The sequence below is a fragment of the Bacillus thuringiensis genome (genome assembly GCF_022095615.2).
Taxonomy (GTDB): Bacteria; Bacillota; Bacilli; order Bacillales; family Bacillaceae_G; genus Bacillus_A; species Bacillus_A cereus_AG.
Map to the genome: position 1 here is coordinate 4711084 of NZ_CP155559.1, position 24534 is coordinate 4735617.

Consider the following 24534-nt stretch of genomic DNA (forward strand, 5'->3'; position numbering starts at 1 on the left):
CCTCTCTTACGCTTCTTGCTCTGCTGTTTCGTCTTCAATACCTAATTCTTTTTTAATCCAGTCGTAACCTTCAGCTTCTAGACGTTGTGCAAGCTCAGGGCCACCAGATTTAACGATACGACCGTTCATCATAACGTGAACGAAGTCTGGAGTGATGTAATTTAATAAACGTTGGTAATGCGTAATCATTAGGCAACCGAACTCTTCGCCGCGCATTTGGTTAATACCTTTAGATACAACTTTTAATGCATCGATATCAAGACCTGAGTCGATTTCATCTAAGATTGCGATTTTTGGCTCAATCATCATTAATTGAAGAATTTCGTTACGTTTTTTCTCTCCACCAGAGAAACCTTCGTTTAAGTAACGTTGTGCCATTTCTGGATCCATTTCTAGGAATTCCATGTTTTTATCTAATGTACGGATAAATTTCATAAGAGAAATTTCATCGCCTTCTTCACGACGTGCGTTAATTGCAGAACGTAAGAAGTCAGCGTTTGTTACTCCGCTAATTTCACTTGGATATTGCATTGCTAGGAATAGACCGGCTTGTGCGCGCTCATCTACTTCCATTTCTAATACATCTTCACCGTCGATGATGATGCTACCTTCTGTTACTTCATACTTTGGGTGACCCATAATCGCAGAAGATAAAGTTGATTTACCTGTTCCGTTAGGTCCCATAATTGCGTGGATTTCTCCACCCTTTACTTCAAGGTTTACACCTTTTAAAATTTCTTTGCCATCAATTGATACGTGTAAGTCTTTAACCGTTAATGTAGAACCAGCCATCTCAATACCTCCATTAATCCTATATATACATTTTAAAAATTACTAAAACGTTCATATTCTCATTTTATTCTCATTCTAATCTTATATCAAATAAAATGATATCGCAAACGATGAAAAAATGTAACAATTTTTTCACAAATGTATATAAGTATTTCCCTTGCATCCTTATATGATACACCTTTCTTCTTATTTATATAAAGAAAAAAGAACTGGGAAATTCCCAATCCTTTCCTTGTACTTATTCACTTACCGGAAGTACAGCACCTTTATATTCTTTATTAATAAAGTCTTGAATTTCTTTTGAATGCAGCACTTCTACTAGCTCTTTAATTTCTTTTTTCTTCTCGTCACCTTTGCGAACTGCAATAATATTTGCATATGGAGAGTCTGATCCTTCAATCGCAATTGCATCCTTTGTTGGATTTAATTTCGCGTCAATTGCGTAGTTTGAATTAATAAACAAAGCATCGCCTTCATTATTTTCATACAACTTCGGTGACAGTCCAGGTTCAACATCTGTTTTAAACTTTAAGTTTTTCGGATTTTCCACGACATCTTTTACTGTTGCTTTAACAACATCCACTCCATCTTTAAGCTTAATAACGCCTCCTTTTTGTAACAGTGCTAACATACGTCCACGCTCCGCTACGTTATTACTCATAATAACTGTTCCGCCATCTGGTAAGTCTTTTAAACTTTTATATTTCTTAGAATAAATGCCCATTGGCTCTAAATGGATTTTTCCTGCGTTTACAATTTTATATCCCTTTTCTTGAATTTCTTTATCTAAGTAAGGAATGTGCTGGAAGTAGTTCGCATCAATCTCCTTATCTGCTAACGCTTTATTCGGCAGCACATAATCTTGGAATTTTTTAATTTCTAATTTAATACCCTTTTTCTCTAATATCGGCTGTGCTTTTTCTAAAATAACAGCGTGCGGCACGTTAGAAGCTCCAACAACAAGCTTATTCTCCTCTTTCCCTCCGCAAGCAGCTAATGTAAATACAGACAGCGCTGTAACAACTGACAATAGAATCTTTTTCATATGATGTCCCCTTCTCCCCAATAGTTATGTAGTTATGAAAAAGAGCTGGCATCAGACCAGCCCTTTTCAGCAATTATTCTTTTACAGGAACAACCGCTCCTTTATATTCTTTGTTAATAAAGTCTTCAATTTCTTTAGAATGTAATACTTCTACAAGAGCCTTGATCTCTTTCTTATCTTTATCACCTTTACGAACAGCTACGATGTTAGCATAAGGAGAATCACTACCTTCAATTGCAATTGCATCTTTTTCTGGATTTAATTTCGCATCAATTGCATAGTTCGAGTTAATTAAAACAGCGTCGCCTTCTTTATTGTTATACACTTGTGGTAATAAACCAGGCTCAATATCCGTTTTGAATTTTAAGTTTTTCGGATTATCCGCGATATCTTTTGGAGTTGCTTTAACCGGATCTAGTCCGTCTTTAATTTTTAAAATGCCTTCTTTTTGTAAAATTGCTAGGCCACGCCCGTGGTCAGCAACAGAATTACTCATAATAATTGTTGCTCCGTCCGGAAGTTCTTTTAAACTCTTATATTTTTGAGAGTATACACCAATCGGTTCTAAATGAATTTTCCCTGCCACTTCAAAGTCATACTTTTTATCTTTCATTTCTTTTTCTAAATACGGAATGTGCTGGAAGTAGTTTGCGTCTAAATCCTTATCCGCTAACGATTTATTTGGTAATACGTAGTCTTGGAATTTTTTAATTTCTAACTCAATTCCTTTTTTCTCAAGTAACGGTTTAGCCTTTTCTAAAATAACAGCATGCGGTACGTTAGAAGCCCCAACAACAAGTTTCTTTTCATCTTTATCTTTCCCGCCACAAGCAGCTAACCCAAAAATTGAAGTTGAAATAAGTGCTGTAAGTAATAATTTTTTCATTTGAAACATCCTCCCATTTTTTATTATCGTTTATCTATTCGAGTCGTTAAACTATCACCAATCCACTGAATGAAAAATACAACTAGTAATACACAAATTGTCGCAACGATTGTTACATCGTTATTTCCTCGCTGGAATCCTTCTAAATAAGCAAGTGTTCCAAGGCCACCAGCACCAACAACTCCCGCCATTGCTGTATAGCCTACTAAAGCAATTGTCGTAACCGTAATACCAGATACTAATGCTGGTAACGATTCTGGAATTAACACTTTCAAAATAATTGTGCTTGTTTTTGCTCCCATTGCTTTTGAAGCTTCAATTACACCTTTATCAATTTCACGAAGCGCAATTTCAACCATTCTTGCATAAAACGGTGCCGCTCCAATAATTAAAGCTGGAAGTGCTGCACTCGCTCCAAGAATTGTTCCAAGCAGAATCTTTGTGAATGGGATTAACAAAATGATTAAAATGATGAACGGTATCGAGCGGAAAATGTTTACGAATGCTCCAATCCCCGTGTTAATCGCTTTGTTTTCCCATAAATTATCTTTCGCTGTCATAAAGAGTAACAATCCTAAAATTAGTCCTAAAACAAATGTGGCAAGAGCTGCGATTGCCGTCATATATAACGTTTCACCAGTTGCTTCTAACATTTGATTCCAATCGACATTTGTGAGTAACTTATCCATGTGCAATCACCTCCAGCTCTACTTGATCTTGATGTATTCCCTCTATTGCTTGCTGAATCGCTGTTTCCTCACCATTTAAATGAACAACTAAACTACCGTAAGAGCCGTTATTTGTTTGGGCGATGTTTCCTTGCAAAATGCTAACTTCTATATCACTGCGTTGCATTAATCTTTGAAGTACTGGTCTTTCTACAGCTTCACCGATAAACTGCAAACGAACTACTTTACCATCTGGATACTTTTCAATTAAACTTTCAATCGTTTCATTTGTATCTTCAGAATCCGTTAACTGCTGTACAAATCGTTTCGTAATGTCTTTCTGTGGATTGCGGAATACATCAAGTACTGGCCCCGTTTCTACAATCTTTCCTTTCTCCATTACCGCCACTCGATTACAAATCTTTCGAATCACGTGCATCTCGTGTGTAATGAGTACAATTGTTAAACCGAGACGCTTATTAATATCTAATAATAAATCTAAAATTTGATCCGTCGTTTCTGGATCCAAAGCTGATGTCGCTTCATCACATAAAAGTACTTGTGGGTTATTAGCTAACGCTCTTGCAATACCAACACGTTGCTTTTGTCCTCCACTCAGCTGAGCTGGATACGCATCTCCTCTTCCTTCTAATCCAACAAGATGAATTAACTCATCTACGCGTTTTCTTCTCTTCGCCTTATCAACACCTGCAATTTCAAGTGGGAATTCGATATTTTCACGTACAGTTCGTGACCAAAGTAAGTTGAAATGCTGAAAAATCATTCCGATTTCTTGCCTTGCCTTACGAAGTTCACTTCCTGTAATAGCTGAAATGACACGATTTGCGATTGTAATTTGGCCTGAAGTTGGTTTCTCTAGCTGATTGAATAATCTGATTAACGAACTTTTCCCAGCGCCACTATATCCGATAACACCAAATATTTCGCCTTTGTCTATTTTTAAATTGGCATTATCTACAGCAGTGACATCACCGCTTTTTGCTTTATATATTTTCTTTACATTTTCTAATAAAATCATGATGTTCACCCCTTTTTGTTTGAACATACTCCGCAATTTTTTATTTTTGATGCGTGTAGTCCACCATTATCATTACTTTTATTATTTGAATGTCCTCCACATTCAAACAACAAAAAAACCTTTCCGCTTTAGAGAAGCAGAAAGGTTTATATGCGTATATAACAACATTATCCCTCTCTCTCATCTCTCAAAGCATTTGCTTTGCAGGAATTGGCACCATTTCAACATAAGTTGACGGTTGCCGGGCTTCACAGGGCACAGTCCCTCCACCTCTCTTGATAAGAGAAATCAGATTACATTTTCGTCTGATTTGTAATTTATGAAATTGTCTATATTTTATGAATTGAATTGTATCAATATCCACACACCATGTCAACAGAAATTTTCGTAAAAAAAGAAACTTCAGACTTTTAAGCACCCACTGACATCGGCTTGCATATATGAAACATCGATTCAACTAATAGCATCGTTCGATACGTTCCCGAATATTGTACACGTCCATCGTTCATTAACATTTGCAATCGTACATTGCCGTTCACCAATTGTTTTACATCTTCCTCATCTACACAAACGATTTGCTCCGTTCCTCTTTCCTCATGTAGCAGCTCTATATAATCTCTTGAAATTTGTAGCGAACAACTTTCATCTCCAAAGCGGAAATTAACAGTTTTTTCTCCTTGTCTTAAAAGCGGCTCTAAATGATATTGACCATTAGCGTAATTTACAAATGATTGCAGCAAAGAATATAATTTCATCCTAAATCACATCCTTCATATCACTTTCTATTACACATACCATTCCCTCTCACTAAAGAGCAATCCTGTTACTTTCGCTCGACAAATACTGTAATCATCCTGCATCTCGACATATTTCCCAAGAAATATGTCGAGGCGGCAAAAACTTTGCCGCCTACTTTAATTCCGTATATAAATATTCAACCGAATGAAATGCATATATCTTCTTCATGAGTGTCCCATTTTCAAAAACAAGTAAACACGGTACACTTTCGATTCCATACTCTTTCGCTAAATGCGGAGCATAATTTAAATCTAACATTCCAATTTGGAGGTCTTCAATTGTCATCTCAACGACTGTTAACATCTTTTTTGCTAATTGGCATGTTCCACACATTGGAGTATATACATATAACACTGTTTTTTCTTCGTTCTCTATTAGGGCTGTAGCTTCGGCTCCTGTCCAATCAATCACTTCTATCATTCCTTACCGTAAATATTCTGTATAAACGTCAATGTCAGCTCCCCATAATACATTTGCTAAGTGTGAAGATGGCGCAGTTGCCACTTCTCGGTACGAGCGATCAATATAAATATGCTCTGCTTGCGGAAATTCTTTTCGAAATTGTTTCCTTAACTTTTCTCCAGCATCATCAGCATCCACTAGTACATACACTTCCTTATCAAAAAACTGATCAATGAGCTCATCCATTTTCGACAAACCAATTGTACCATTTGTACAAACAATTTCCACTGGTTCACGAATAATAGATTCAATCTTTCTTCTGTCTGATTTACCTTCTACAATAATGACTTTTTCTACATAAATCATATGTCATCACCCGATCACCATATACTATACAACCTTTAACTTAGTATATAGTATATTCGTTATTTTCATGTTGTTTCCTGTTTATTTTTGCAAAAGAAAAGCGCAAGCGGCTCGTTCAGAACAGGAGGACATTGGAACTCCTGAACTAGAGGCGCTTTTTGCCTCAAGTGAAGGAGTGAAATGACTGACTGTTCTAGCCGCTGGAGCTAGACAATAAAGAAAAGCGGAACCGACTGCTTAGCCCTGTTGGCTAAGGTTCTTTCGCACAGAAGACGCTTTTTGTCTTCTCGTGCGGAAGGTTCTTAGACATGAAGGGCTAGGAGGTGGAGCTGGACAAAGAAAAGCGCAAGCGGCTCGTTCAGATTGTGAGGAGGATGGAGCTTCTGACGTAAAGGCGCTTTTTGTCTTGCAGGAAGAAGCGCAACCACCGAACAATCTAGCCGCTGGAGATGGACAATAAAGAAAAGCGCAAGCGGCTCGTTCAGATTGTGAGGAGGACGGAGCTTCTGACGTAAAGGCGCTTTTTGCCTTGCAGGAAGAAGCGCAACCACCGAACAATCTAGCCGTTGGAGCTGGACAATAAACACTTAAACGAAAAATTTTTTCAAAAAACGTTCTCCTACACGATAATTAGTATATGATTCTATGTTCATTATTTTACACAAAATAAAAAAGGACAGCACAAAGGCTGTCCTTCAGTCGACTATAATTAGTCTTGGTTTGTCATTTCTGCATATTTTTCTGCAGTTAATAACTTCTCAACTTGGCTTGCATCAGAAAGTTCAACTTTAACCATCCATGCACCTTCGTATGGAGATTCGTTAACTAGTTCTGGTTGGTCACTTAATTCTTCGTTTACTGCTACAACTTTACCACTTACAGGTGCGTATAACTCAGAAACTGTTTTAACAGATTCTACGCTTCCGAATGGCTCGTCAGCTTCGATTGTTGCACCTACTTCAGGAAGTTCAACGAATACGATATCGCCTAGCTCACCTTGTGCAAAGTGAGTAATACCGATAACAACTTCATTACCTTCAGTTTTTACCCATTCGTGTTCTTCAGAGTAACGTAAATTATTTGGAATGCTCATGACTGTACCTCCAGTGAATGTATTAATTATGTAAAAATACCTTATTGGTACTTTTTCCACACACTTTCAAACTGCTCTTCGTTAAAACCAAGTGTTACACTCGTTCCATTTGTTACAATTGGACGTTTAATTAACATGCCATCAGATGCTAAAAGTTCGTACATTTCGTCTTCGCTTGCATCCTTTAACTTATCTTTTAAACCAAGTTCGCGGTAACGCATTCCACTTGTATTAAAGAATTTTTTTAATGGCAATTCACTTTTCTCATGTAAATTACGTAAATCTTCTTTTGACGGTGGATTTTCAACAATATGAATCATCTCATATGCTACATCGTTTGCCTCAAACCATTTTTTTGCTTTTTGACATGTGCCACACTTTGGATATGAATAAAATGTTACTGTCATAAATTCACCTACTTTTTTACTAACCTTTACCTTTATCATATAGAAAACGTTTTATTATTTCAAACGATTATTCGCTAAACTTTTACTTATTTCGTGATAATTTTTAATAATCCTGCTAATTTTTCTTATTTTTCCGCCATTTGTTAAGAAAAAATAAATATTTAATTTTTTTTAGATTCTTCTCTCATCACTCGCGAGCATTATCTTAAACAAACGTTTGATTAACTCCCTATTTTTCTTTATTAATCCTGGAACTGCATCGATTTCTTCCTACCGAACATACACCTTAAGCAAACGTTTGATTAATTCCACTTTTTTCTTTGTTCATCCTTGAGCCGCATTGTTTTCTTCCTACCGAACATACATCTTAAACAAACGTTTGATTAACAATAAAAAAGGACCCTTTTACAGGCTCCTTCATCATCGACTTAAATAATCTGCAATTGTTTGAAATACTATGATATACATATTATGAATATTTTGATCCGAAACAGTATCATTATATAATCCCATACCCCAATATTGTCCCTCAGGATTCCCCATATTTACAAATCCTTGTGTATACATCATTGCTTTGTCCCTTGGGGCATTGTCATAATCTAAATCTTTTTCAGTAAAAATCAAGTATGGCCGATCCTTTAGACCGATAAAGAACACTGGCTTCTTTAATGATAAAAATAAGTCCGTATACTGCTCCTTTGATGCTTCTTGAAAGTATTCTTTCATGACAAGAAAACCATCAACTTTTGCTGCTTTCTCCTTCATCTCTTCTAACTTCACATTTTCAAACTTTATATTCCTAAACGTATCTTTCGGTTTTTCTCCAACAACTCCGATTACGAGTGCTCTTCCGTTATATTCTAATTTCTCTCCTTCTTTATCCTTTGCACACCCAGTACTCACTAGGCATATCAATATAAAAAATAAGAAATACGATAAACGCTTCATATAGCACCCTCCCCTTCTTTTAAGTCAAGTGACAAAAATGTAAGGCTAATTCAAGAAAATGTAAGTAAAATCGATAGCTCAAATGACGTTTCTATATTATAATCAATTGAATTTACTTACATTACTAAAACATAGGAGCTTATCATGAAGAAATTTAAACTTTCATCTTTTCTTCCGTTAAGTTATATACTTCTACTCGTACTCGTAAGTCCCCTTTACGATGTATTAAATAAATCTACTGTACACGCAGTAGATGTCACAACTGTAGTAGATGATTGGATTCCATTTGTGAAAGCATTTATTATTCCTTATTTACTTTGGTTTCCATACTTATACGGCGCACTTATTTATTACTGCTTTGCAGATCGAAAACAATATTATGTCACTTTAAGTAGTATAGTTCTTGGAAAACTTGCTTGTTTTTCTATTTATTATTTTTGGCAGACAACTGTACCACGTCCAACAGTCGTTGGATCAGACGTATTTTCCGAACTAGTCCGCTATATTTATAGTATCGATCAACCGGTAAACTGTTTCCCTAGCATTCACGTTCTTACTACCTTTGTCATTATGCTAGCTGCCTTTAAACGTAGAGAACAACATGCTTTTGAATATTACATTCTTACCTTCTTCGGTACGCTTATTATTTTATCAACGTTATTTACGAAGCAACACGCATTTGTAGACGCCATTTCTGGAATGACGCTTGCAAGCATACTTTATTTCGGCGTTCAGCTTCTATTAGTAAAAGAAACCGTACGTGTTCCAGTAAAACAAAATCATAAAATGTAAAAAGCAGACTGTGGCTTCCAGTCTGCTTTTCTCTATATAAAAGGAGATTTTCAATTTAAGATTGCGGTACAGTCATATCACCAGAATGAATACGACCTGCTTTTTTAAGCGCAATGTAAAGTATATAAGAAACAGCTACTGGAATGATGATATAAGTGATTACCATCGCTGGGACAACTTCCCATCCTTGGCTGGAAATTAAATTAATTGGTGCGATAAGAGAACTTAATCCAAGACCTGCAATTTCTTTTCCTGCTTCCAGTTGGAAAATTAATGCGGACACTGGACCAACTATAGCACTGGCGACGACAGTTGGGACGAGAATCATCGGGTTTTTAGTGATATTTGGCAACTGCACTTTCGGAGTACAAAGCGCCTGAGCTAATATGCCACCTAAATTATTTTCTTTCGCTGAAATAACAGAGAATCCGATAAACTGAGCAACGCAGCCGGCAAGAGCAGCACCACCTGCAACACCGTCTAAGCTAAGTGCGATCGCTAACGCAGCTGATGAAGCTGGAGAGATAAGTAATAGTCCCCAAACTACTGCTATCACGATAGAAGCGATAAACGGGCTACCAGCTGAACTCTCTTTAATGAATGCTCCAACTGCATTTAAAACCGGACTAATATTTTGTGCTAACCAAATGCCTACTAAACCAGAACCTAATATTGCCGCAAATGGAACGAGCATCATATCTAATGCAGTTTTTCCACTTAAACGTTTACCAATATATACAGCTAAAGTTGCTGTTAATAATGCACCGATTGGCTCACCTGTTTTAATGATTAGACCTGCTTCAGTAATCGAGATAGATCCGGCACCAATCGCTCCAGCTACCATAGCTGAGAAAATTACAAGACCGTTTGCACCGAGCATAAAAGCAATTCCGGCACCAATGGCTGGTGCCATAAGTGATTTTGCAACAACTCCGATTGTAATAAGCAACGGAATATCAACAATTCTTCCTATATTTTCGATCAGTAAACCAATTCCGAGGGATACGAAAATACCTTGTGCGATACCAGCAGATGCTTTAAATACACGAGACATTATATATTCCTTCATTTGTTTCACCTTCTCCTATAAGTTAGTAACCAATTGTTTTCATATAATCACGTAAAGTATCGTTTGATTTTGCGAATCGAGATTCTTCATCCTCTGTTAAATTTAGCTCTACAACCTCTTTCATACCGTCTCTAGTAATAATAGCTGGTACTCCTGTACAAATATCATATTCACCATACTCACCATCTAAAATAGCTGATACAGCAATTACACGGTGATCATCGTTAAAGATTGAACTCGCAATATATGCTAGAGAATTTCCGATTCCGTAATAAGTAGTTCCTTTACGTTTATAAATTTCCCATCCAGCTTTTGCAGTCTTCTCAACAATTTCATCTAAATCTATTTCACCAAATTGGTCTTTTTTCTCTTCTAAAATTTGCAAAATTGGTTTTCCACCAACAGTTACGTGTGACCAAGCAACCATTTGAGAATCACCATGTTCTCCTAATGAATACCCATGAATACTACGAGGATCTACATGTAACATTTCAGATAAAATTGTTCTTAAGCGAGAAGAATCTAGCGATGTACCAGTACCGATCACACGATTTCTAGGTAATCCAGATAATTTCCACACTTGATATGTAATAATATCAACTGGGTTCGATGCAAGTAAGAAAATACCATCAAATCCACTTTCCATTACGCCGCCAACAACGCTCTCCATAATCTTTGCGCTTGCTCCTAAAGTATCTAAACGACTTTGCCCTGGTTTTGGTGCTGGTCCTGCTGTAATAATAACAATGTCCATATCTTTGCAGTCTTCATAGCTTCCTGCATATACTTTTGTTCTTGTATTTGTAAAGTTAATGCAGTGTGATAAATCCATTGCTTCCCCAACTGCACGTTCATGATTTATATCAATTAATAATAGCTCTTCGCAAATGCCTTGATTGACAATGGAATATGCACAACTTGATCCAACTAATCCAGTACCGATAATTGCAATTTTTCTTGTATTTCGTTTCATGGCAATCTCTCCTAATTGATCATATAATCTATTTCTTTTGTTCTTTACACTCCTAATTATAGAGATTCCCACGATAGAAACCATGGATACTTTGTGAAATATTGAGCAAACTTTTGTCCTTTTTGTGAATTGTTATATTCCATTTTCGTCATATTTGTTACAACTGGAAAAATATTTATTATATATTTATTGACATGCCCAAAATAAAAAACGAGCGACTTCATTCGCTCGTTTTTTCATCCCATTATTCCGCACTTAATTGACCCTTTAATTGCTGTACAATCATTGGATTAGCAGGTGCTGCCGGCTTGTAATAACTCTTTTGCTTTGCGTACTCATACATATCGCGTTGGCGCATCTCATCTTGATTACGAATTTGGATTAACGTTTGATGTAACTGTTCATTATCAGACTGAGAAATATAATTTGCATAACTTGTTAAACTTGCATTTAATCCTGCTAAATAATCGTTTACCATATCTTTTTCATTCATCTGTTACTTCCTCCTATCCTAGGAAAGTCATTAATTGCTGTTTCGTATTTCGTGCATCTTGCGCATCTTTTTGTAGCATTTGCTTTAGCTGTGGATCTGTACAAGCCTGTGCATACTGGTCTAACTTGTTAATAATTGTTGCGTGTCCACCAATTAAATGACGTAAGTTTTCTACTTCAAGCTCTGTTAAATTTTGCATAGAATACTCCTACCTTTCTTCTTTCATTCTCCTTTAGTATTCTGTTCTTTTCGAATCATATGCACTAAAAAAACCTTAGAATTGCTTCTAAGGTTTTTCGTTGTTTTGCTTCTTATTCACTCTCTCATTACATGTAATCCTTTAATAAACGTTTCCAATAATACATGTAAACTTATATCTAAATCTAACGGCAGGCCAAATCCACCCTGCTGTTCAATCGACGCAAATCCATGACAAATACTTCTGAATCCACGTGTCGCATGAAGGGCATTCTCTCCTTCTAAGCCGTATTGTTGTAAAACCTGAAGGCAAAGCTTTACAATTCCGTCACCCGCTTTTCTTACTTCTTCATCTCGTACAAAAGTTGCTTCATAGAGTCCAGGATGTTTGCGGACGAATGCTACATACGCTGCTCCTAAAGCATGAATTGCTTCATCCATACGTTTACCCTCGGCCGCTTCTTCCAGTCTGTTATGCAGCTGTTTTATTCCGTAAATACCAAGATTTTTCCGTACATCTTGTAACCCTTTCACGTGATTATATAGTGAGGGCGAACGTACCCCTAATCTTTGCGCTAATGAAGCTAACGTTACTTCTTGTATTCCATTTGCATCTGCAATTTCTGCCGCTGTTTCTACAATTTTAGGTAATGTAAGTCCGATTCTCGGTGACATAAATTAACCCTCTTTTCTACTTTCTATATTCCGCTTAGCTTCCTTAATAACAAGCTCTATGATAGCACCTGGATCATTTATCATTTTTCCATGCCCTGCCGCAAGCAAGGACGGCTCATATTCTCTTAGCTTCTCTGCACTTTGTAATGCTATTTCTTTACTCCACGTTGCCATCGCAGGAAATGGAAACCAAAATTTCATTTGTCCCGAAACAGCCATACCTCCTCTTGTTTGGAATGCATCCCCAACAATAAGAGCTTTATTTCTTACATCAAGGAATGACATGGATCCTGGCGTATGTCCCGGTGTCATAATCGCAAGCAGCGATCCAACTCGGTCGCCATCTTCTAATAAAACATCAGGTACCGTTTTTACTTTTTTAGGTACACCGCCTTTTATCGGTATATTCGGCTCATCCTCTTGTAACGTCGTATCTCCTTCTAACAGTTTTGCGTCCCTCTTAGAAATATAGACTGGAACATTAGGAAGTACTTCCTTTAATGCGTCTAATGCACCGATATGATCATCATGCGCATGTGTTAATACAATCTTAGTAATTGGTTTCCCTATTTTCTCAGACGCCTGTAAAATTCCTTTTGCGCTATATGGCAAAGCCGCATCAATTAAAGTTAAACCATCTTCTTCCTCGACAAAGTAACAATTCACAGGAAACACTCTTGGCAAAAATGACAATTGATATACCGTTTTTTCATGTATCACTCTCATATTTCCAGCTCCCTTTCCGAAAAAACTAATACTATTAGTTTCATTATACTAATGGTATTAGTTTTATGTCACTAAAAATTTCATTTTTGAAAAAAAAAAAAAAAAAAGAACAGTAGCCGTTTATACGACTACTGTTCTTTACAGCTATTAAACTGTGTAACGCTCATCTTCTAAAATTTTCGCAGCGATTTCACGTTTCTTCGGAATTACGTTAAGTGGTGTGTGGCGAGTTAATTTGCGTAATGATGATAACATCATGCGCAGCATGTCGCCGTTTTCAACTGCGATAAGTGTTTCTTTCGCATCTGCTTCGATTTCGTTGAATGCTTCTTGGCAGAATACTTCAGTGTATAACACTTTTTGTTTATTCTTTTCAAGACCAGTTGTTTTAATTGCCTTTTCTGTACGAAGAACAGCTGACTCCATTGCGTATAGGTTGCTTACGATGTCAGCAATATTCACAAGAATTTCTTGCTCTTTATCTAATGCTTTACCATATTTTTGAGCAGCTAATCCAGCTACCATTAAACCGATTTTCTTAGCGTTACTTACTAAATACTTTTGAAGTGCTAATGGCTCATCGCCTACTTCTTCTGGCATCATCATCATTAACTCTTCTTGTAATTTTTGTGCTTTTTGAAGAAGTGGTAATTCACCTTTCATCGCTTTACGTAAGAACGTACCTGGTACGATTAGGCGGTTAATTTCGTTCGTTCCTTCGAAAATACGGTTAATACGAGAATCGCGGTACATTCTTTCAATCTCATACTCTGCCATAAATCCGTAACCACCGTGAATTTGAACACCTTCATCAACTGTATAATCTAGTACTTCAGAACCGAATACTTTATTTAAAGAACACTCGATTGCATATTCAGCGATAGACGCTGCTACTGCTTTACCGTCCTTTACTTCCTCTTCTGATAATGTGCTCATGCGGCTTTCGAATAAACCTACTGTACGGTATACAGAGCTTTCAGCTGCATATGTTTTCGCTGCCATATTCGCAAGTTTCTCTTGAATTAATGGGAAGCGAGCGATTGGTTGTTTGAACTGTTGACGTTGGTTTGCATATTGTGCTGAAATTTCTACTGCACGTTTCGCAGATCCAACTGTACCAACACCTAATTTATAACGACCGATATTTAAAATGTTGAACGCGATAATATGACCTTTACCGATTTCACCAAGTAAGTTTTCTTTCGGTACTAATGCATCTTCCAAAATTAACGTACGAGTTGAAGAACATTTAATACCCATTTTCTTTTCTTCTGGGCTTGTAGATACGCCAGCATATTCTTTCTCTACGATAAATGCTGAGAAGTGCTCTCCATCAATTTTTGCGTATACGATAAATACGTCAGCGAATGCAGAGTTTGTAATCCATTGTTTTTCACCATTTAATACGTAATGTGTACCTTCTGCATTTAAACGTGCAGTTGTTTTTGCACCTAATGCATCAGATCCTGAACCTGGCTCTGTTAATGCGTATGCAGCTAATTTTTCACCAGTTGCAAGTAATGGTAAATACTTTTTCTTTTGCTCTTCGTTACCGAATAATACGATTGGTAATGACCCGATACCTACGTGAGCACCGTGAGTAATTGCAAAGCCACCAGCGCGCGAGAATTTCTCTGCGATTAACGCTGAACTTACTTTATCAAGACCAATTCCGCCATACTCTTCTGGTACGTCAGCGCCTAATAAACCAAGTTCCCCAGCTTCTTTTAAAAGACGAACAGAACGATCAAACTCATGTTGCTCTAAATATTCAAGCTCTGGAAGAACTTCATTTACGATAAAGTCCTCTGTCGTTTTTGCAATCATTTTATGCTCAGATGAAAAATCTTCTGGCGTAAACACTTGATCAATCGTAATCTCATCTACTAAAAAGCTACCACCTTTAACCGCATTTCCTACTGTTTTTTCCATGAAAATTTCCTCCTTCATATTTTCATAAGCCGCTTCTCTCATTTTGAAAGAAGCTGGCTCTCCCGTTTATTTTTTATAAACCTTTGTTGCTTCCATTCTTTGTATTAGCGTCGTCTCGTTCTGAGCGAGCCGCTTACACTTTTTTATATAATCCAGTTCCAGCGGCTAGAATGTTCGGTGGCTAGAACAGTCGGTCGTTTCACCCCTTCCTGTTCTGAACGAGCCACCTGCACTTTTTAAAGTAATTCAAACACTCCTGCTGCTCCCATTCCGCCGCCGATACACATTGTTACGATACCGAATTGCTCATTGCGGCGTTTCATTTCATGAATAAGGGATAGTGTTAGTTTTGCTCCTGTACAGCCAAGTGGATGTCCAAGTGCAATTGCACCACCGTTTACGTTTACTTTTTCTTCATCTAAACCAAGTTCACGAATAACTTGGATCGATTGAGAAGCAAATGCTTCATTTAGTTCGAATAGGCCGATATCAGATAGCTCTAAACCAGCTAATTTTAACGCCTTTGGAATTGCAGCGATTGGGCCGATTCCCATTACTTCTGGTGGTACGCCAGCTACTGCAAATGAACGGAATTTCGCAAGTGGTTTCATGCCATCACTCACTGCTTTTTCACGATCCATTAATAATACAGATGCTGCACCGTCACTCATTTGTGAAGAGTTACCAGCTGTTACAGAACCGCGAACGTTAAATGCTGGACGTAATTTACCTAAAATGTCTAGCGACGTTTCTGCTCTTACACCTTCATCTTGTGCAAAAATGATTGTTTCTTCTTGCAGTTTATTGTTTGATCCAACAGTACGTAACGTTACATCTACAGATACTGTTTCATCAGCAAAGTTCCCTGCAGCTAATGCTTTCGCAGCACGTTGATGACTTCTTACTGCAAATGCATCTTGTTCTTCACGAGAAATTCCATATTTCACAGCAACTTGCTCTGCTGTATGTCCCATACCCATATAATATTCTGGAGCTGCTTCTACAAGGCGACTATTTGGACGAACAACGTGTCCCATCATCGGAACTAAACTCATTGATTCCGCTCCGCCTGATAATACAGCTTCCGAGTGACCAAGCATAATGCGCTCTGCTCCGTAAGCGATACTTTGTAACCCTGAAGAACAGTAACGGTTAATTGTAATAGCTGGAACATCATAAGAAAGTCCTGCTAGTCCGCCGATATTACGAGCCATATTTAACCCTTGCTCTGCTTCTGGCATCGCACAACCGAAAATTAAATCGTCGATTGGTCCTTCATAATTCGCACGCTTTAACGTTTCCTTTACTACTAACGCCCCTAGATCGTCAGGACGAACTGTTTTTAATGAACCCCTCTTTGCTTTTCCAATTGGTGTTCTTGCTCCCGCAACAATGACAGCTTCTCTCATGAACGATATCTCCCCTCGTTATTAGTTACGTAATGGCTTTCCTTTTACAAGCATGTGCTGCATTCTTGCTTGTGATTTCATTTCACTTACTAAGCTAATAAATGCTTCACGTTCTACATCTAATAAGTACTGCTCATCAACTTCTGTTCCGTACGGCACTTTTCCGCCCGCAATGACATATGCAAGTTTCTTCGCAATGTGAAGATCATGCTCAGAAATGTAACCTGATAAATGCATTGCTTCTGCACCAAGTACAAGAGTTGCATATCCTGTTTCACCAACAACTGGTATCTTTTTACGGATTGGTGCTTTATAGCCAGCTTCATATAAAGCAAGTGCTTTTTGTTTCGCATCATATAGTAAGTGATCACCATTCACACTAATACCGTCTTTATCGCCTAAGAAGTTGTTCGAGACAGCTTCTTGTGCTGATGTAGAAACTTTCGCCATCGCTACAGATTCGAATACTTTATTCGCAACTTTTTGCAGGTCAAACTCTACACCTTTTGGCATTTTATTTAAGTGTTTAATGTATAGCTCTTTATTACCGCCTCCGCCAGGGATTAAGCCAACACCAACTTCTACTAAGCCCATATACGTTTCGCTAGAAGCTTGAATGCTCGCTGCTGGTAAGCAAACTTCTGTACCTCCGCCAAGCGTCATACCATATGGTGCTGCTACAACTGGCTTAGAAGAGTACTTAATTTTCGTCATTGCATCTTGGAAGTTTTTCACAACCCACTCAATTTCAAAGTAGTTGTCGTCTTGCGCTTCCATTAAGATCATTGCTAGGTTCGCACCAACGCAGAAGTTCTTCGATTGATTACCGATAACAAGACCTTTATAATTCTTTTCTACTTCATCAACAGCGTAGTTAATCATTTGCGTAATATCCATACCGATTGCATTACTCTTCGAATGGAATTCTAAGCAAAGGATGCCGTCACCTAAATCAATTAAGCTCGCTCCGCTATTTTTCTTTAATACGCCATTTTTCGCTTTTAATTGTTTAAGAGAAATGGCTTTTTTATTACGTTCGATTAGCTTATATTCGCCATTATCGTAATAGTAGCTATCGCCGTTATCATGTTTATAGAAAGTAGTGAAACCTTTCTCTACCATTTCTTTCACCCAAGTCGGAACAACTACGCCGTTTTCTTCCATCTTTTGAACAGACTTTTCAACGCCGATTGCATCCCAAACTTCAAACGGCCCTTGCTCCCAGCCAAAGCCCCACTTCATCGCTTGGTCAATCGCAACGATATCGTCAGCAATTTCTTTATGAAGTTTTGCAGAGTATAAAAGAGTCGGTGTAATGATGTTCCATAACAACTCTCCTGCACGGTCTTTCGCGTATACAAGCGCTTTCAATTTATTCGCTAATCCTTTTTCTTGTTTACTTAACTCTACGGATGCAGCTTTTAATTTTTTACGCGCTTCGTATTCCATCGTTTCAGGATTTAATTCTAAAATTTCTTTTCCTTGTTTTAAGAAGAAGCCTTGACCTGTTTTACTTCCAAGCCATTTTTTCTCAAGCATGTCATGCATGAAAGCTGGTACTTTAAATACATCACGCTCTTCTTCTTGCACATTTTCATATACGTTATTTGCAACGTGTACGAATGTATCTAAACCGACAACATCTAATGTGCGGAACGTTGCGCTCTTCGGACGACCAATAAGTGGGCCTGTTACAGAATCAACTTCCCCAATGCTATAGCCGCGTTTTATCATCTCTTGAAGAGTAACAAGTAAACCGTACGTACCGATGCGGTTTCCAATAAAGTTTGGTGTATCTTTTGCGATAACAACGCCTTTTCCAAGAACGTCTTCGCCAAATAGTTTCATGAAGCTTAATACTTGTGGATCTGTTTCTTTCGTCGGTATTACCTCTAGAAGTTTTAAATATCGTGGTGGGTTAAAAAAGTGTGTGCCTAAGAAGTGTTTCTGGAAGTCGTCTGAACGACCTTCTGCCATTTTTTCTACTGAAATGCCTGACGTATTCGAGCTTACAATAGAACCCGGTTTACGAACAGCATCTACTTTTTCAAATAGTTTCTTTTTAATATCTAAGTTTTCAACTACTACTTCAATAATCCAATCAACATCAGCTAGACGCTCAAGATCATCTTCTAAGTTACCTGCTTCAATCAGTGCTAGATTTCCTTTCACTGTCAGAGGAGCTGGTTTTTGCTTTAATAGTTTTTGCACAGCCGTATTACTAAAACGATTTCTCACACTTTTATGTTCTAATGTAAGTCCCTTCGCTTCCTCTTCTTTTGTTAGCGCAGGTGGTACAATATCAAGCAATAATGTCGGAATACCAATATTAGCTAAGTGTGCCGCAATCCCTGAACCCATTACGCCTGACCCTAGAACAGCAGCCTTTTTAATTTGGAACATCCAATTCTCCCCCTATTCTTGAATGAATGCTCATTCAATTTTTCGACATAAGTCGCAATCAATGAGTGAGCCTCTACTAATAAATATATGATACAGTTTGAATTTTCGCAATATATTTATTGATAAAATTTTCTGAAATAAATATTTTTCTTTTATTTGCCCATGCTATATGTATGTATTTTCTTTACTCAAATACACTTTTCCTTTTTATAATCTGACGAAACTGGAGGAATATATATGGCAAAACTTAAGAAAAACCCTTCAAAAGCTGGAATTAGCGCAGCGAGTGTAACTGGAAATGCAGGTCCGCATAATCACGGCGTGGAAAAGGGCCGTCAAGGTAATAACCAACAATACAAGAAGCATAATATGGGCGAAAAATAACGGTATATTTTTGGGCAGAAAACGTGGCATAATGGGTAATGGCTGCTTTTTCTGCCCAATTTATTTGTACATATGGAAAACAAAAGAGGGAACGATGATGAAACGAACAATAGTTATGATTGTAATGATTGCTACACTATTTACAGGGATGATTTTCTTCTCTTACGCACAAAGACAGCAAACTGTAAGAGCCGATCAACCTAGCATCACTGGACAATACGGCATTACAATCGATGCGGACACAGGTGAAATTTTGTATGGAAAACGAGAAGATGAGCGCTCTTATCCGGCTAGTATAGCCAAAATGATGACAACCCTTCTTTTACTAGAGAATGTAAAAGAAGATGAAGAAATTACAATTACAGAGAACGCAATTAAAACAGAAAGTCAAAGTAAGAAAATTAAACTTCGTGCTGGGGAAAAGTTAAAGCGTGATGAGGCATTAAAACTGATGCTTATCATTAGTGCAGACCCAATAGCCGAATCCATCGCGGAACATATCGCAGGATCAAAAAATGAATTTGTAAAAATGATGAATGCTAGAGCGAAGGAACTTGGTACAAAGCATGCGACTTTCAAAAACGCAAGTGGTGCTGATGCACTCGGAAATAAAGTGTCACCATATGACATTGCTATGATTACGAAAGAAGCATTAAAGTACCCAGTTGTTTTAGAATATATGAATTCAACGCGTACAACTCTACATACTTCAGAACGCTCTCCAAACATCGCAAACTATGGACGAGAAGAACTATATGACGATCCATATGCAATTGGAAGTAAAAGCGGTCTATCAGCACTCGGAAAATATACGGTCGTAACAGTGGATGAAAAAAACGGTAAACGCGTCATTAATGTTGTATTATCTTCTACTCGCACGCAGCTATATCCTGATACGAAAAAAATGGCACATTACGCATTTCAACAATTAAAATAACCAAGGAGTATTTTCTCCTTGGTTATTTTTTAACCATACCTTTTAATACGAACGCAACGTTTGCTGGACGCTCTGCTAGACGACGCATGAAGTAGCCATACCAGTCGTTTCCATAAGGTACGTAAACACGCATTTTGTAACCTTCTTTTACTAGCTCAAGTTGACGCTCATTACGAATACCATATAACATCTGGAATTCAAATTGGTCTCTTGGAATGTTGTGTTCTTCGGCAAGTTTTTTCGTATATTCAATAATCGCTTCGTCATGTGAAGCAATTGCAGTATAATTTCCATTTAATAAGTGCATTTTTATAATTTTTTTATAGTTATCATCTACATCTTTCTTATCCGGGAACGCTACTTCTTCAGGTTCTTTATAAGCTCCTTTTACAAGACGTAAATTCGGACTATAAGCATTTAATTCTTCCATATCTTTTTCTGTACGATATAAGTAAGCTTGAATAACTGTACCAATATTATCGTATTCAGATTTTAATTGTTTAAAGATCTCAATTGTTTTCCCGCAGCGCGTATAGTCTTCCATATCAATTGTAATAAACACACCATTTTCTTTTCCAGCTTCTAAAATACGGCGCATGTTGTTCATTACGATTTCATCAGAGATATCTAATCCCATAGAAGTCATCTTTAAAGAAAGCTGCGAATTAAGACCTTCTCTTCCAATTGCACGAATCGCTTCAATCGATTCGCTAGCCATTTCATTTGCTTCCGCTTCGTTATCAACGAATTCACCTAAATAATCGATCGTTACACAAAGACCTTGCTTATTTAATGCTTTAATTGCAGCTGTCGCCAATTCAATCGTTTCCCCTGCGACAAAGCGACCTGCACCAAAGCGTAAACCGTACTTTTTAGCCAGTTTTGTTAGCGCTTTATTTTTAGATAAGAAAAGAAACGAATTTCGCATTAATTGTTCCATGTAATTCACCCCTATGACTTGATTTATCTGTTTTTTACCCCTCTTCAAAATTATATCATTGTTTAAAATTATTGGATACAAATAATTATTTAGATAATTTATAAAATACTATAAAAACATTTAAAACCCTATATTTCCGCTTATAAATATGCAGGAAATATTTTTCGACATTTAAAAAAAACGAATTTACTAGGCACAAAATAAGCATGTCGAAAATATTCGACATGCTTATAAAACCCTTTATATTCCATGTAAATTATATAAGGATATTAATACAGAAAACTTGAGATTATATTTACCTCAAGTTTTTTTATTGCTCATTTCTCTTCTCTTCATTCAGCCTTTTAATATCTGTAATTAACTGTACCATCTCTTCTTTCGCATCAGGGTAAGTCTCATTCCAATGCTTCACTAAAGCCGGCATCGTCTTAGCTATGTAAGAATACAGTGCCCACTTCTGCACCTGTTCTTTTCTCTCTTCATTGCTCTCTCCAAGTAATAGTTCCGTGTATTTCTCTAACAACCCATCAAATTGTTCGTTAAACTTTTCACTCATCTTATCTACCTCCTATATGAAAAAAGCAGCGAAGATCGCTGCTTTTTCTTATAATTTTGATCGAACAGAGTTTAATTTCTTCTCCATTGTGCTTACTTTATCACGACGATCGTCGATACGAATTGTTGTCGCAACACGCTGTGCACCTTTCGTATATGGAACTTCATGCATTTGTTGAACAACTTCTAGAATGACAGGAAGATCTCCTTCAATAATTGTATTCATTGGTGTTAATTGATACTTCACGCGATCTGCATTTTTCTCTAGCACCTTTTGTACTTCTGCTACATATTCACTCACACTTGGATTACCTGTTCCTACTGGAATAATCGATACGTCAACAATTGCCATAGTAGTCTTCCTCCTATACTTGCTTCTTATATATCCATTGTCTATTTTACCGAAATACGCATCATTTTACTAATTTGTTATTCCTCTATTTTAAATTGCTCAACTAATCTTTCTAAGTCTCTCATGTGCTCCGTCAAGCTTTCCATCGTATGAGCTACCTTTTCTAGATGATTCACTTGAGATTCAGTTGCAGCATTTACCTCTTCCGAAACAGCTGCACTTTCTTGACTCGTACCGGCAATTGTATGCATTACCGTTGTAATTTCTCCTTGCTCATGACCAATGTTATATACCTCTTCTACAATTTGTTCCACTGAAGTACTAATCGTATTTACAACTGACATAATTGTACGGAATTCCGTTTCTGCCTCTGTCGTCACTTTATTTTGTATATCCGCAATGTCTTTCAATTTACTTACAACATCTACCACTCGTCTTACCTCTACTTGGACATCACCGATCATCATTGCAATTTCTACTGTTGCCTCTTTTGATTGTTCCGCTAATTTCCGGACTTCTTCCGCAACAACAGCAAAGCCTTTACCTTGTTCACCTGCACGTGCCGCCTCGATTGAAGCATTTAAAGCGAGTAAATTCGTTTGATCCGAAATACCTTTTATAAGCTCTACAACATTTTGAATCGATCCAACTCTTTGCTCTAACTTTCCGGATGCTTCCTCTGTATGAACAACAATCGAAGATGATTGGCCCCTCGTACGAACTAAATTACGCATCGTATTTAACCCTTGCTTAGATGCCTCTTCAGCTTTGCCAGCCACACCTTTTATTTCACCAACAGAGTGATTCATTTGTTCCACTGACTGCGCCATATTCTCGAGCTGTTCAGAAACTTCATCTACACTATTAGCAAGAGTAGACGCTCCTCCGCTCACATCATCCATTGCACCTGATACTTCTCTACTAGCTGCTACAGTTTCATTCGTTAAATAATGTAGATTATTCGTTGATTGCTGCACTGTTGATACACTATTTTTAATCTTACTTACCATTTCATTCATTTGCTCAACCATATGATTAAAATGATTTGTCAGTTCTCCAACTTCATCCTTACTTGTCACTTTCATTTGCAACGTTAAATCACCTTCTGCTACTTTTTGAACATGATTCGTTAATAGCTGCAATGGTCTTGCTAATCTTCTTGAGAACAAGTATGAAGCTGCAATTCCAACTAATAAGCTAATACAAGCCATTATAATGACTGTATTTCTCGTACTATTTAATAGCCCATCAATCGTTTCTTTCGGATAAAAAATTCCTATTTTCCATTTCATCAAATCAAATGACTGACTATATGCAACTACATCTTCACCTTTTAATGTAGTGACAGCATATTTTGTTACATCTTTATTTAAACTCTTCACAAGTGGTTCTTTCGAAACATCTTTCCCGATTTTCTCTGGGTAAACAAGAGCCATATTTTTATCATTTATAATAAACATTTCTCCGCCGTTATTGTATTGAATATTATGAAGTAATTTCTGAATTGTTCCGAGTGATACATCCATCGCTACAACACCTAATACAGATCCATCTTGAGCTGTAATTGCTTTAGAAACTCCCACGCTTAACTTACCTGTTGCAATTTCATACATAGGTTGTCCCCAGTGAACCTTTTTCACATCAGCTTCTGAGTCTTTATACCATGTTCTTGTCGTTGGGTCATATCCTTCTGGCACTTGTCCACCTTCAGCAAGATTGGCACTTAATGTTTTTTTATCTTTCGTACCAATATATAAGTCTAAAATGCCAGGATGATTCTTTTTGTACTCCGAAAACTCTTTCGTCAAAAAAGCTTCTTCTTCTGGAGTAACTCCGTCTTGAAGTATATTACGAACCATCTCACTGTTCGCATAATATCCCATATCTTCATCCGTTCTTTGAACAAATGTCGTAAGTTGCTCTGTCACAAGATCCATCGTATTTTGAGAATACTGGTCTAAGGAGCGCACTTCCTTCTCTTTCTGTAATTGATACATAGCTGTACCTAATATTACGAACATCATAGAAATAAGTACCGAAAATACTACCGCAATTTTTAAACGTAAACTTCTTAACATCTTCCCCCAAGCATCCCCTTCTCGTTGTATTGTAATCGTATTAATCACTATATTAAGTATAATGGATAAAATTAAAAAATTGAAATTAATTCTCATCTCAATCTGAGTAGAAAACCTACTACCACTTGTGCAAAAACAAATAGTTCATTATCCTTAAACTATATAATCTCATTC

Annotated in this window: 28 protein-coding genes and 1 riboswitch; of the genes, 4 read left to right on the forward strand and 24 right to left on the reverse strand. The window is 37.2% G+C overall.

Annotation, left to right across the window (positions count from 1 at the left end; translation table 11 throughout):
• Positions 1–6: 6 nt before the first annotated feature.
• From sufC to KZZ19_RS24560, 8 genes are all read right to left on the reverse strand, one after another.
• Positions 7–792 (reverse strand): Fe-S cluster assembly ATPase SufC, encoded by a 786-nt coding sequence (gene sufC / locus KZZ19_RS24525; protein WP_000929162.1) that lies wholly within the window; start codon positions 790–792, stop codon positions 7–9.
• A gap of 238 nt (positions 793–1030) precedes the next feature.
• Positions 1031–1837, reverse strand: coding sequence for a methionine ABC transporter substrate-binding lipoprotein MetQ (gene metQ / locus KZZ19_RS24530; RefSeq protein ID WP_000722401.1), 807 nt, complete (start codon positions 1835–1837; stop codon positions 1031–1033).
• A gap of 73 nt (positions 1838–1910) precedes the next feature.
• Entirely contained in the window at positions 1911–2723 is an 813-nt protein-coding gene (gene metQ / locus KZZ19_RS24535; protein WP_237982064.1) for a methionine ABC transporter substrate-binding lipoprotein MetQ, read from the reverse strand.
• A 23-nt stretch (positions 2724–2746) separates the two neighbouring features.
• Positions 2747–3412: a methionine ABC transporter permease gene (locus KZZ19_RS24540; RefSeq protein WP_140392592.1), complete on the reverse strand. Its 666-nt coding sequence runs from the start codon at positions 3410–3412 to the stop codon at positions 2747–2749.
• Positions 3405–4430 (reverse strand): methionine ABC transporter ATP-binding protein, encoded by a 1026-nt coding sequence (locus KZZ19_RS24545; RefSeq protein WP_237982063.1) that lies wholly within the window; start codon positions 4428–4430, stop codon positions 3405–3407. The genes KZZ19_RS24540 and KZZ19_RS24545 overlap by 8 nt, the downstream gene beginning before the upstream one ends.
• Positions 4431–4607: 177 nt before the next feature.
• Positions 4608–4715: riboswitch (SAM riboswitch) on the reverse strand.
• A 125-nt stretch (positions 4716–4840) separates the two neighbouring features.
• Complete coding sequence (locus KZZ19_RS24550; protein WP_000781217.1) at positions 4841–5185, reverse strand: hypothetical protein; 345 nt, start codon at positions 5183–5185, stop codon at positions 4841–4843.
• Between the two features lie 154 nt (positions 5186–5339).
• Positions 5340–5648, reverse strand: a complete 309-nt coding sequence (locus KZZ19_RS24555; protein ID WP_076541789.1) for a thioredoxin family protein — start codon at positions 5646–5648, stop codon at positions 5340–5342.
• Positions 5649–5651: 3 nt separating this feature from the next.
• Positions 5652–5996, reverse strand: a complete 345-nt coding sequence (locus KZZ19_RS24560; RefSeq protein ID WP_000640866.1) for a toprim domain-containing protein — start codon at positions 5994–5996, stop codon at positions 5652–5654.
• Between the two features lie 289 nt (positions 5997–6285).
• On the opposite strand from KZZ19_RS24560, the gene KZZ19_RS24565 reads away from it, so the two are divergent.
• Positions 6286–6456, forward strand: coding sequence for a hypothetical protein (locus tag KZZ19_RS24565; RefSeq protein WP_237982062.1), 171 nt, complete (start codon positions 6286–6288; stop codon positions 6454–6456).
• A 249-nt stretch (positions 6457–6705) separates the two neighbouring features.
• Here KZZ19_RS24565 and gcvH read toward each other — a convergent pair whose 3' ends face one another.
• The 3 genes from gcvH to KZZ19_RS24580 form a co-directional block, all read right to left on the reverse strand.
• A complete protein-coding gene (gene gcvH / locus KZZ19_RS24570; RefSeq protein ID WP_000026896.1) occupies positions 6706–7089 on the reverse strand; it encodes a glycine cleavage system protein GcvH in 384 nt (127 codons plus the stop codon).
• Between the two features lie 41 nt (positions 7090–7130).
• Positions 7131–7496, reverse strand: coding sequence for an arsenate reductase family protein (locus tag KZZ19_RS24575; RefSeq protein WP_000218970.1), 366 nt, complete (start codon positions 7494–7496; stop codon positions 7131–7133).
• Positions 7497–7916: 420 nt separating this feature from the next.
• On the reverse strand, positions 7917–8444 hold the full coding sequence (locus KZZ19_RS24580) for a hypothetical protein (protein ID WP_237982061.1): 528 nt from the start codon (positions 8442–8444) through the stop codon (positions 7917–7919).
• Positions 8445–8588: 144 nt separating this feature from the next.
• On the opposite strand from KZZ19_RS24580, the gene KZZ19_RS24585 reads away from it, so the two are divergent.
• Positions 8589–9236: a phosphatase PAP2 family protein gene (locus KZZ19_RS24585; protein ID WP_237982060.1), complete on the forward strand. Its 648-nt coding sequence runs from the start codon at positions 8589–8591 to the stop codon at positions 9234–9236.
• A gap of 55 nt (positions 9237–9291) precedes the next feature.
• Here KZZ19_RS24585 and KZZ19_RS24590 read toward each other — a convergent pair whose 3' ends face one another.
• The 9 genes from KZZ19_RS24590 to KZZ19_RS24630 all read right to left on the reverse strand — a co-directional run bounded on the left by KZZ19_RS24590 (position 9292) and on the right by KZZ19_RS24630 (position 19114).
• On the reverse strand, positions 9292–10305 hold the full coding sequence (locus KZZ19_RS24590; protein WP_237982059.1) for a PTS transporter subunit IIC: 1014 nt from the start codon (positions 10303–10305) through the stop codon (positions 9292–9294).
• Positions 10306–10327: 22 nt separating this feature from the next.
• Positions 10328–11278, reverse strand: coding sequence for an L-lactate dehydrogenase (locus tag KZZ19_RS24595; protein ID WP_237982058.1), 951 nt, complete (start codon positions 11276–11278; stop codon positions 10328–10330).
• A gap of 244 nt (positions 11279–11522) precedes the next feature.
• Positions 11523–11771 (reverse strand): spore coat protein, encoded by a 249-nt coding sequence (locus tag KZZ19_RS24600; protein WP_237982057.1) that lies wholly within the window; start codon positions 11769–11771, stop codon positions 11523–11525.
• 13 nt (positions 11772–11784) lie between these two features.
• Complete coding sequence (locus KZZ19_RS24605) at positions 11785–11970, reverse strand: hypothetical protein (protein WP_001180550.1); 186 nt, start codon at positions 11968–11970, stop codon at positions 11785–11787.
• 116 nt (positions 11971–12086) lie between these two features.
• Positions 12087–12644, reverse strand: coding sequence for a TetR/AcrR family transcriptional regulator (locus tag KZZ19_RS24610; RefSeq protein ID WP_237982056.1), 558 nt, complete (start codon positions 12642–12644; stop codon positions 12087–12089).
• A 3-nt stretch (positions 12645–12647) separates the two neighbouring features.
• Positions 12648–13370 carry an MBL fold metallo-hydrolase gene (locus KZZ19_RS24615; RefSeq protein WP_237982055.1) on the reverse strand — a complete coding sequence of 241 codons (723 nt, stop codon included), beginning with the start codon at positions 13368–13370 and terminating at the stop codon, positions 12648–12650.
• Positions 13371–13517: 147 nt separating this feature from the next.
• Positions 13518–15320 (reverse strand): acyl-CoA dehydrogenase family protein, encoded by a 1803-nt coding sequence (locus KZZ19_RS24620; protein ID WP_116777410.1) that lies wholly within the window; start codon positions 15318–15320, stop codon positions 13518–13520.
• A 218-nt stretch (positions 15321–15538) separates the two neighbouring features.
• A complete protein-coding gene (locus tag KZZ19_RS24625) occupies positions 15539–16711 on the reverse strand; it encodes an acetyl-CoA C-acetyltransferase (RefSeq protein WP_001206339.1) in 1173 nt (390 codons plus the stop codon).
• Positions 16712–16732: 21 nt separating this feature from the next.
• Entirely contained in the window at positions 16733–19114 is a 2382-nt protein-coding gene (locus KZZ19_RS24630) for a 3-hydroxyacyl-CoA dehydrogenase/enoyl-CoA hydratase family protein (protein ID WP_237982054.1), read from the reverse strand.
• A gap of 237 nt (positions 19115–19351) precedes the next feature.
• Between KZZ19_RS24630 and KZZ19_RS24635 the strand changes: the two genes are divergently transcribed.
• Together KZZ19_RS24635 and KZZ19_RS24640 are read left to right on the forward strand one after the other, a co-directional pair.
• The gene (locus KZZ19_RS24635) at positions 19352–19498 is read left to right on the forward strand and encodes a YuzL family protein (RefSeq protein WP_001096344.1); all 147 of its coding nucleotides are present in this window, start codon (positions 19352–19354) and stop codon (positions 19496–19498) included.
• Between the two features lie 97 nt (positions 19499–19595).
• Positions 19596–20435 (forward strand): D-alanyl-D-alanine carboxypeptidase family protein, encoded by an 840-nt coding sequence (locus tag KZZ19_RS24640; RefSeq protein ID WP_088098287.1) that lies wholly within the window; start codon positions 19596–19598, stop codon positions 20433–20435.
• A gap of 22 nt (positions 20436–20457) precedes the next feature.
• Here KZZ19_RS24640 and KZZ19_RS24645 read toward each other — a convergent pair whose 3' ends face one another.
• From KZZ19_RS24645 to KZZ19_RS24660, 4 genes are all read right to left on the reverse strand, one after another.
• Positions 20458–21375: a proline dehydrogenase family protein gene (locus KZZ19_RS24645; RefSeq protein ID WP_000436767.1), complete on the reverse strand. Its 918-nt coding sequence runs from the start codon at positions 21373–21375 to the stop codon at positions 20458–20460.
• A gap of 310 nt (positions 21376–21685) precedes the next feature.
• Positions 21686–21931, reverse strand: a complete 246-nt coding sequence (locus tag KZZ19_RS24650) for a YusU family protein (RefSeq protein WP_001290594.1) — start codon at positions 21929–21931, stop codon at positions 21686–21688.
• Between the two features lie 48 nt (positions 21932–21979).
• On the reverse strand, positions 21980–22282 hold the full coding sequence (locus KZZ19_RS24655) for an MTH1187 family thiamine-binding protein (protein ID WP_237982894.1): 303 nt from the start codon (positions 22280–22282) through the stop codon (positions 21980–21982).
• 77 nt (positions 22283–22359) lie between these two features.
• Positions 22360–24360 (reverse strand): methyl-accepting chemotaxis protein, encoded by a 2001-nt coding sequence (locus tag KZZ19_RS24660; RefSeq protein WP_348638014.1) that lies wholly within the window; start codon positions 24358–24360, stop codon positions 22360–22362.
• Between the last annotated feature and the right edge of the window lie 174 nt (positions 24361–24534).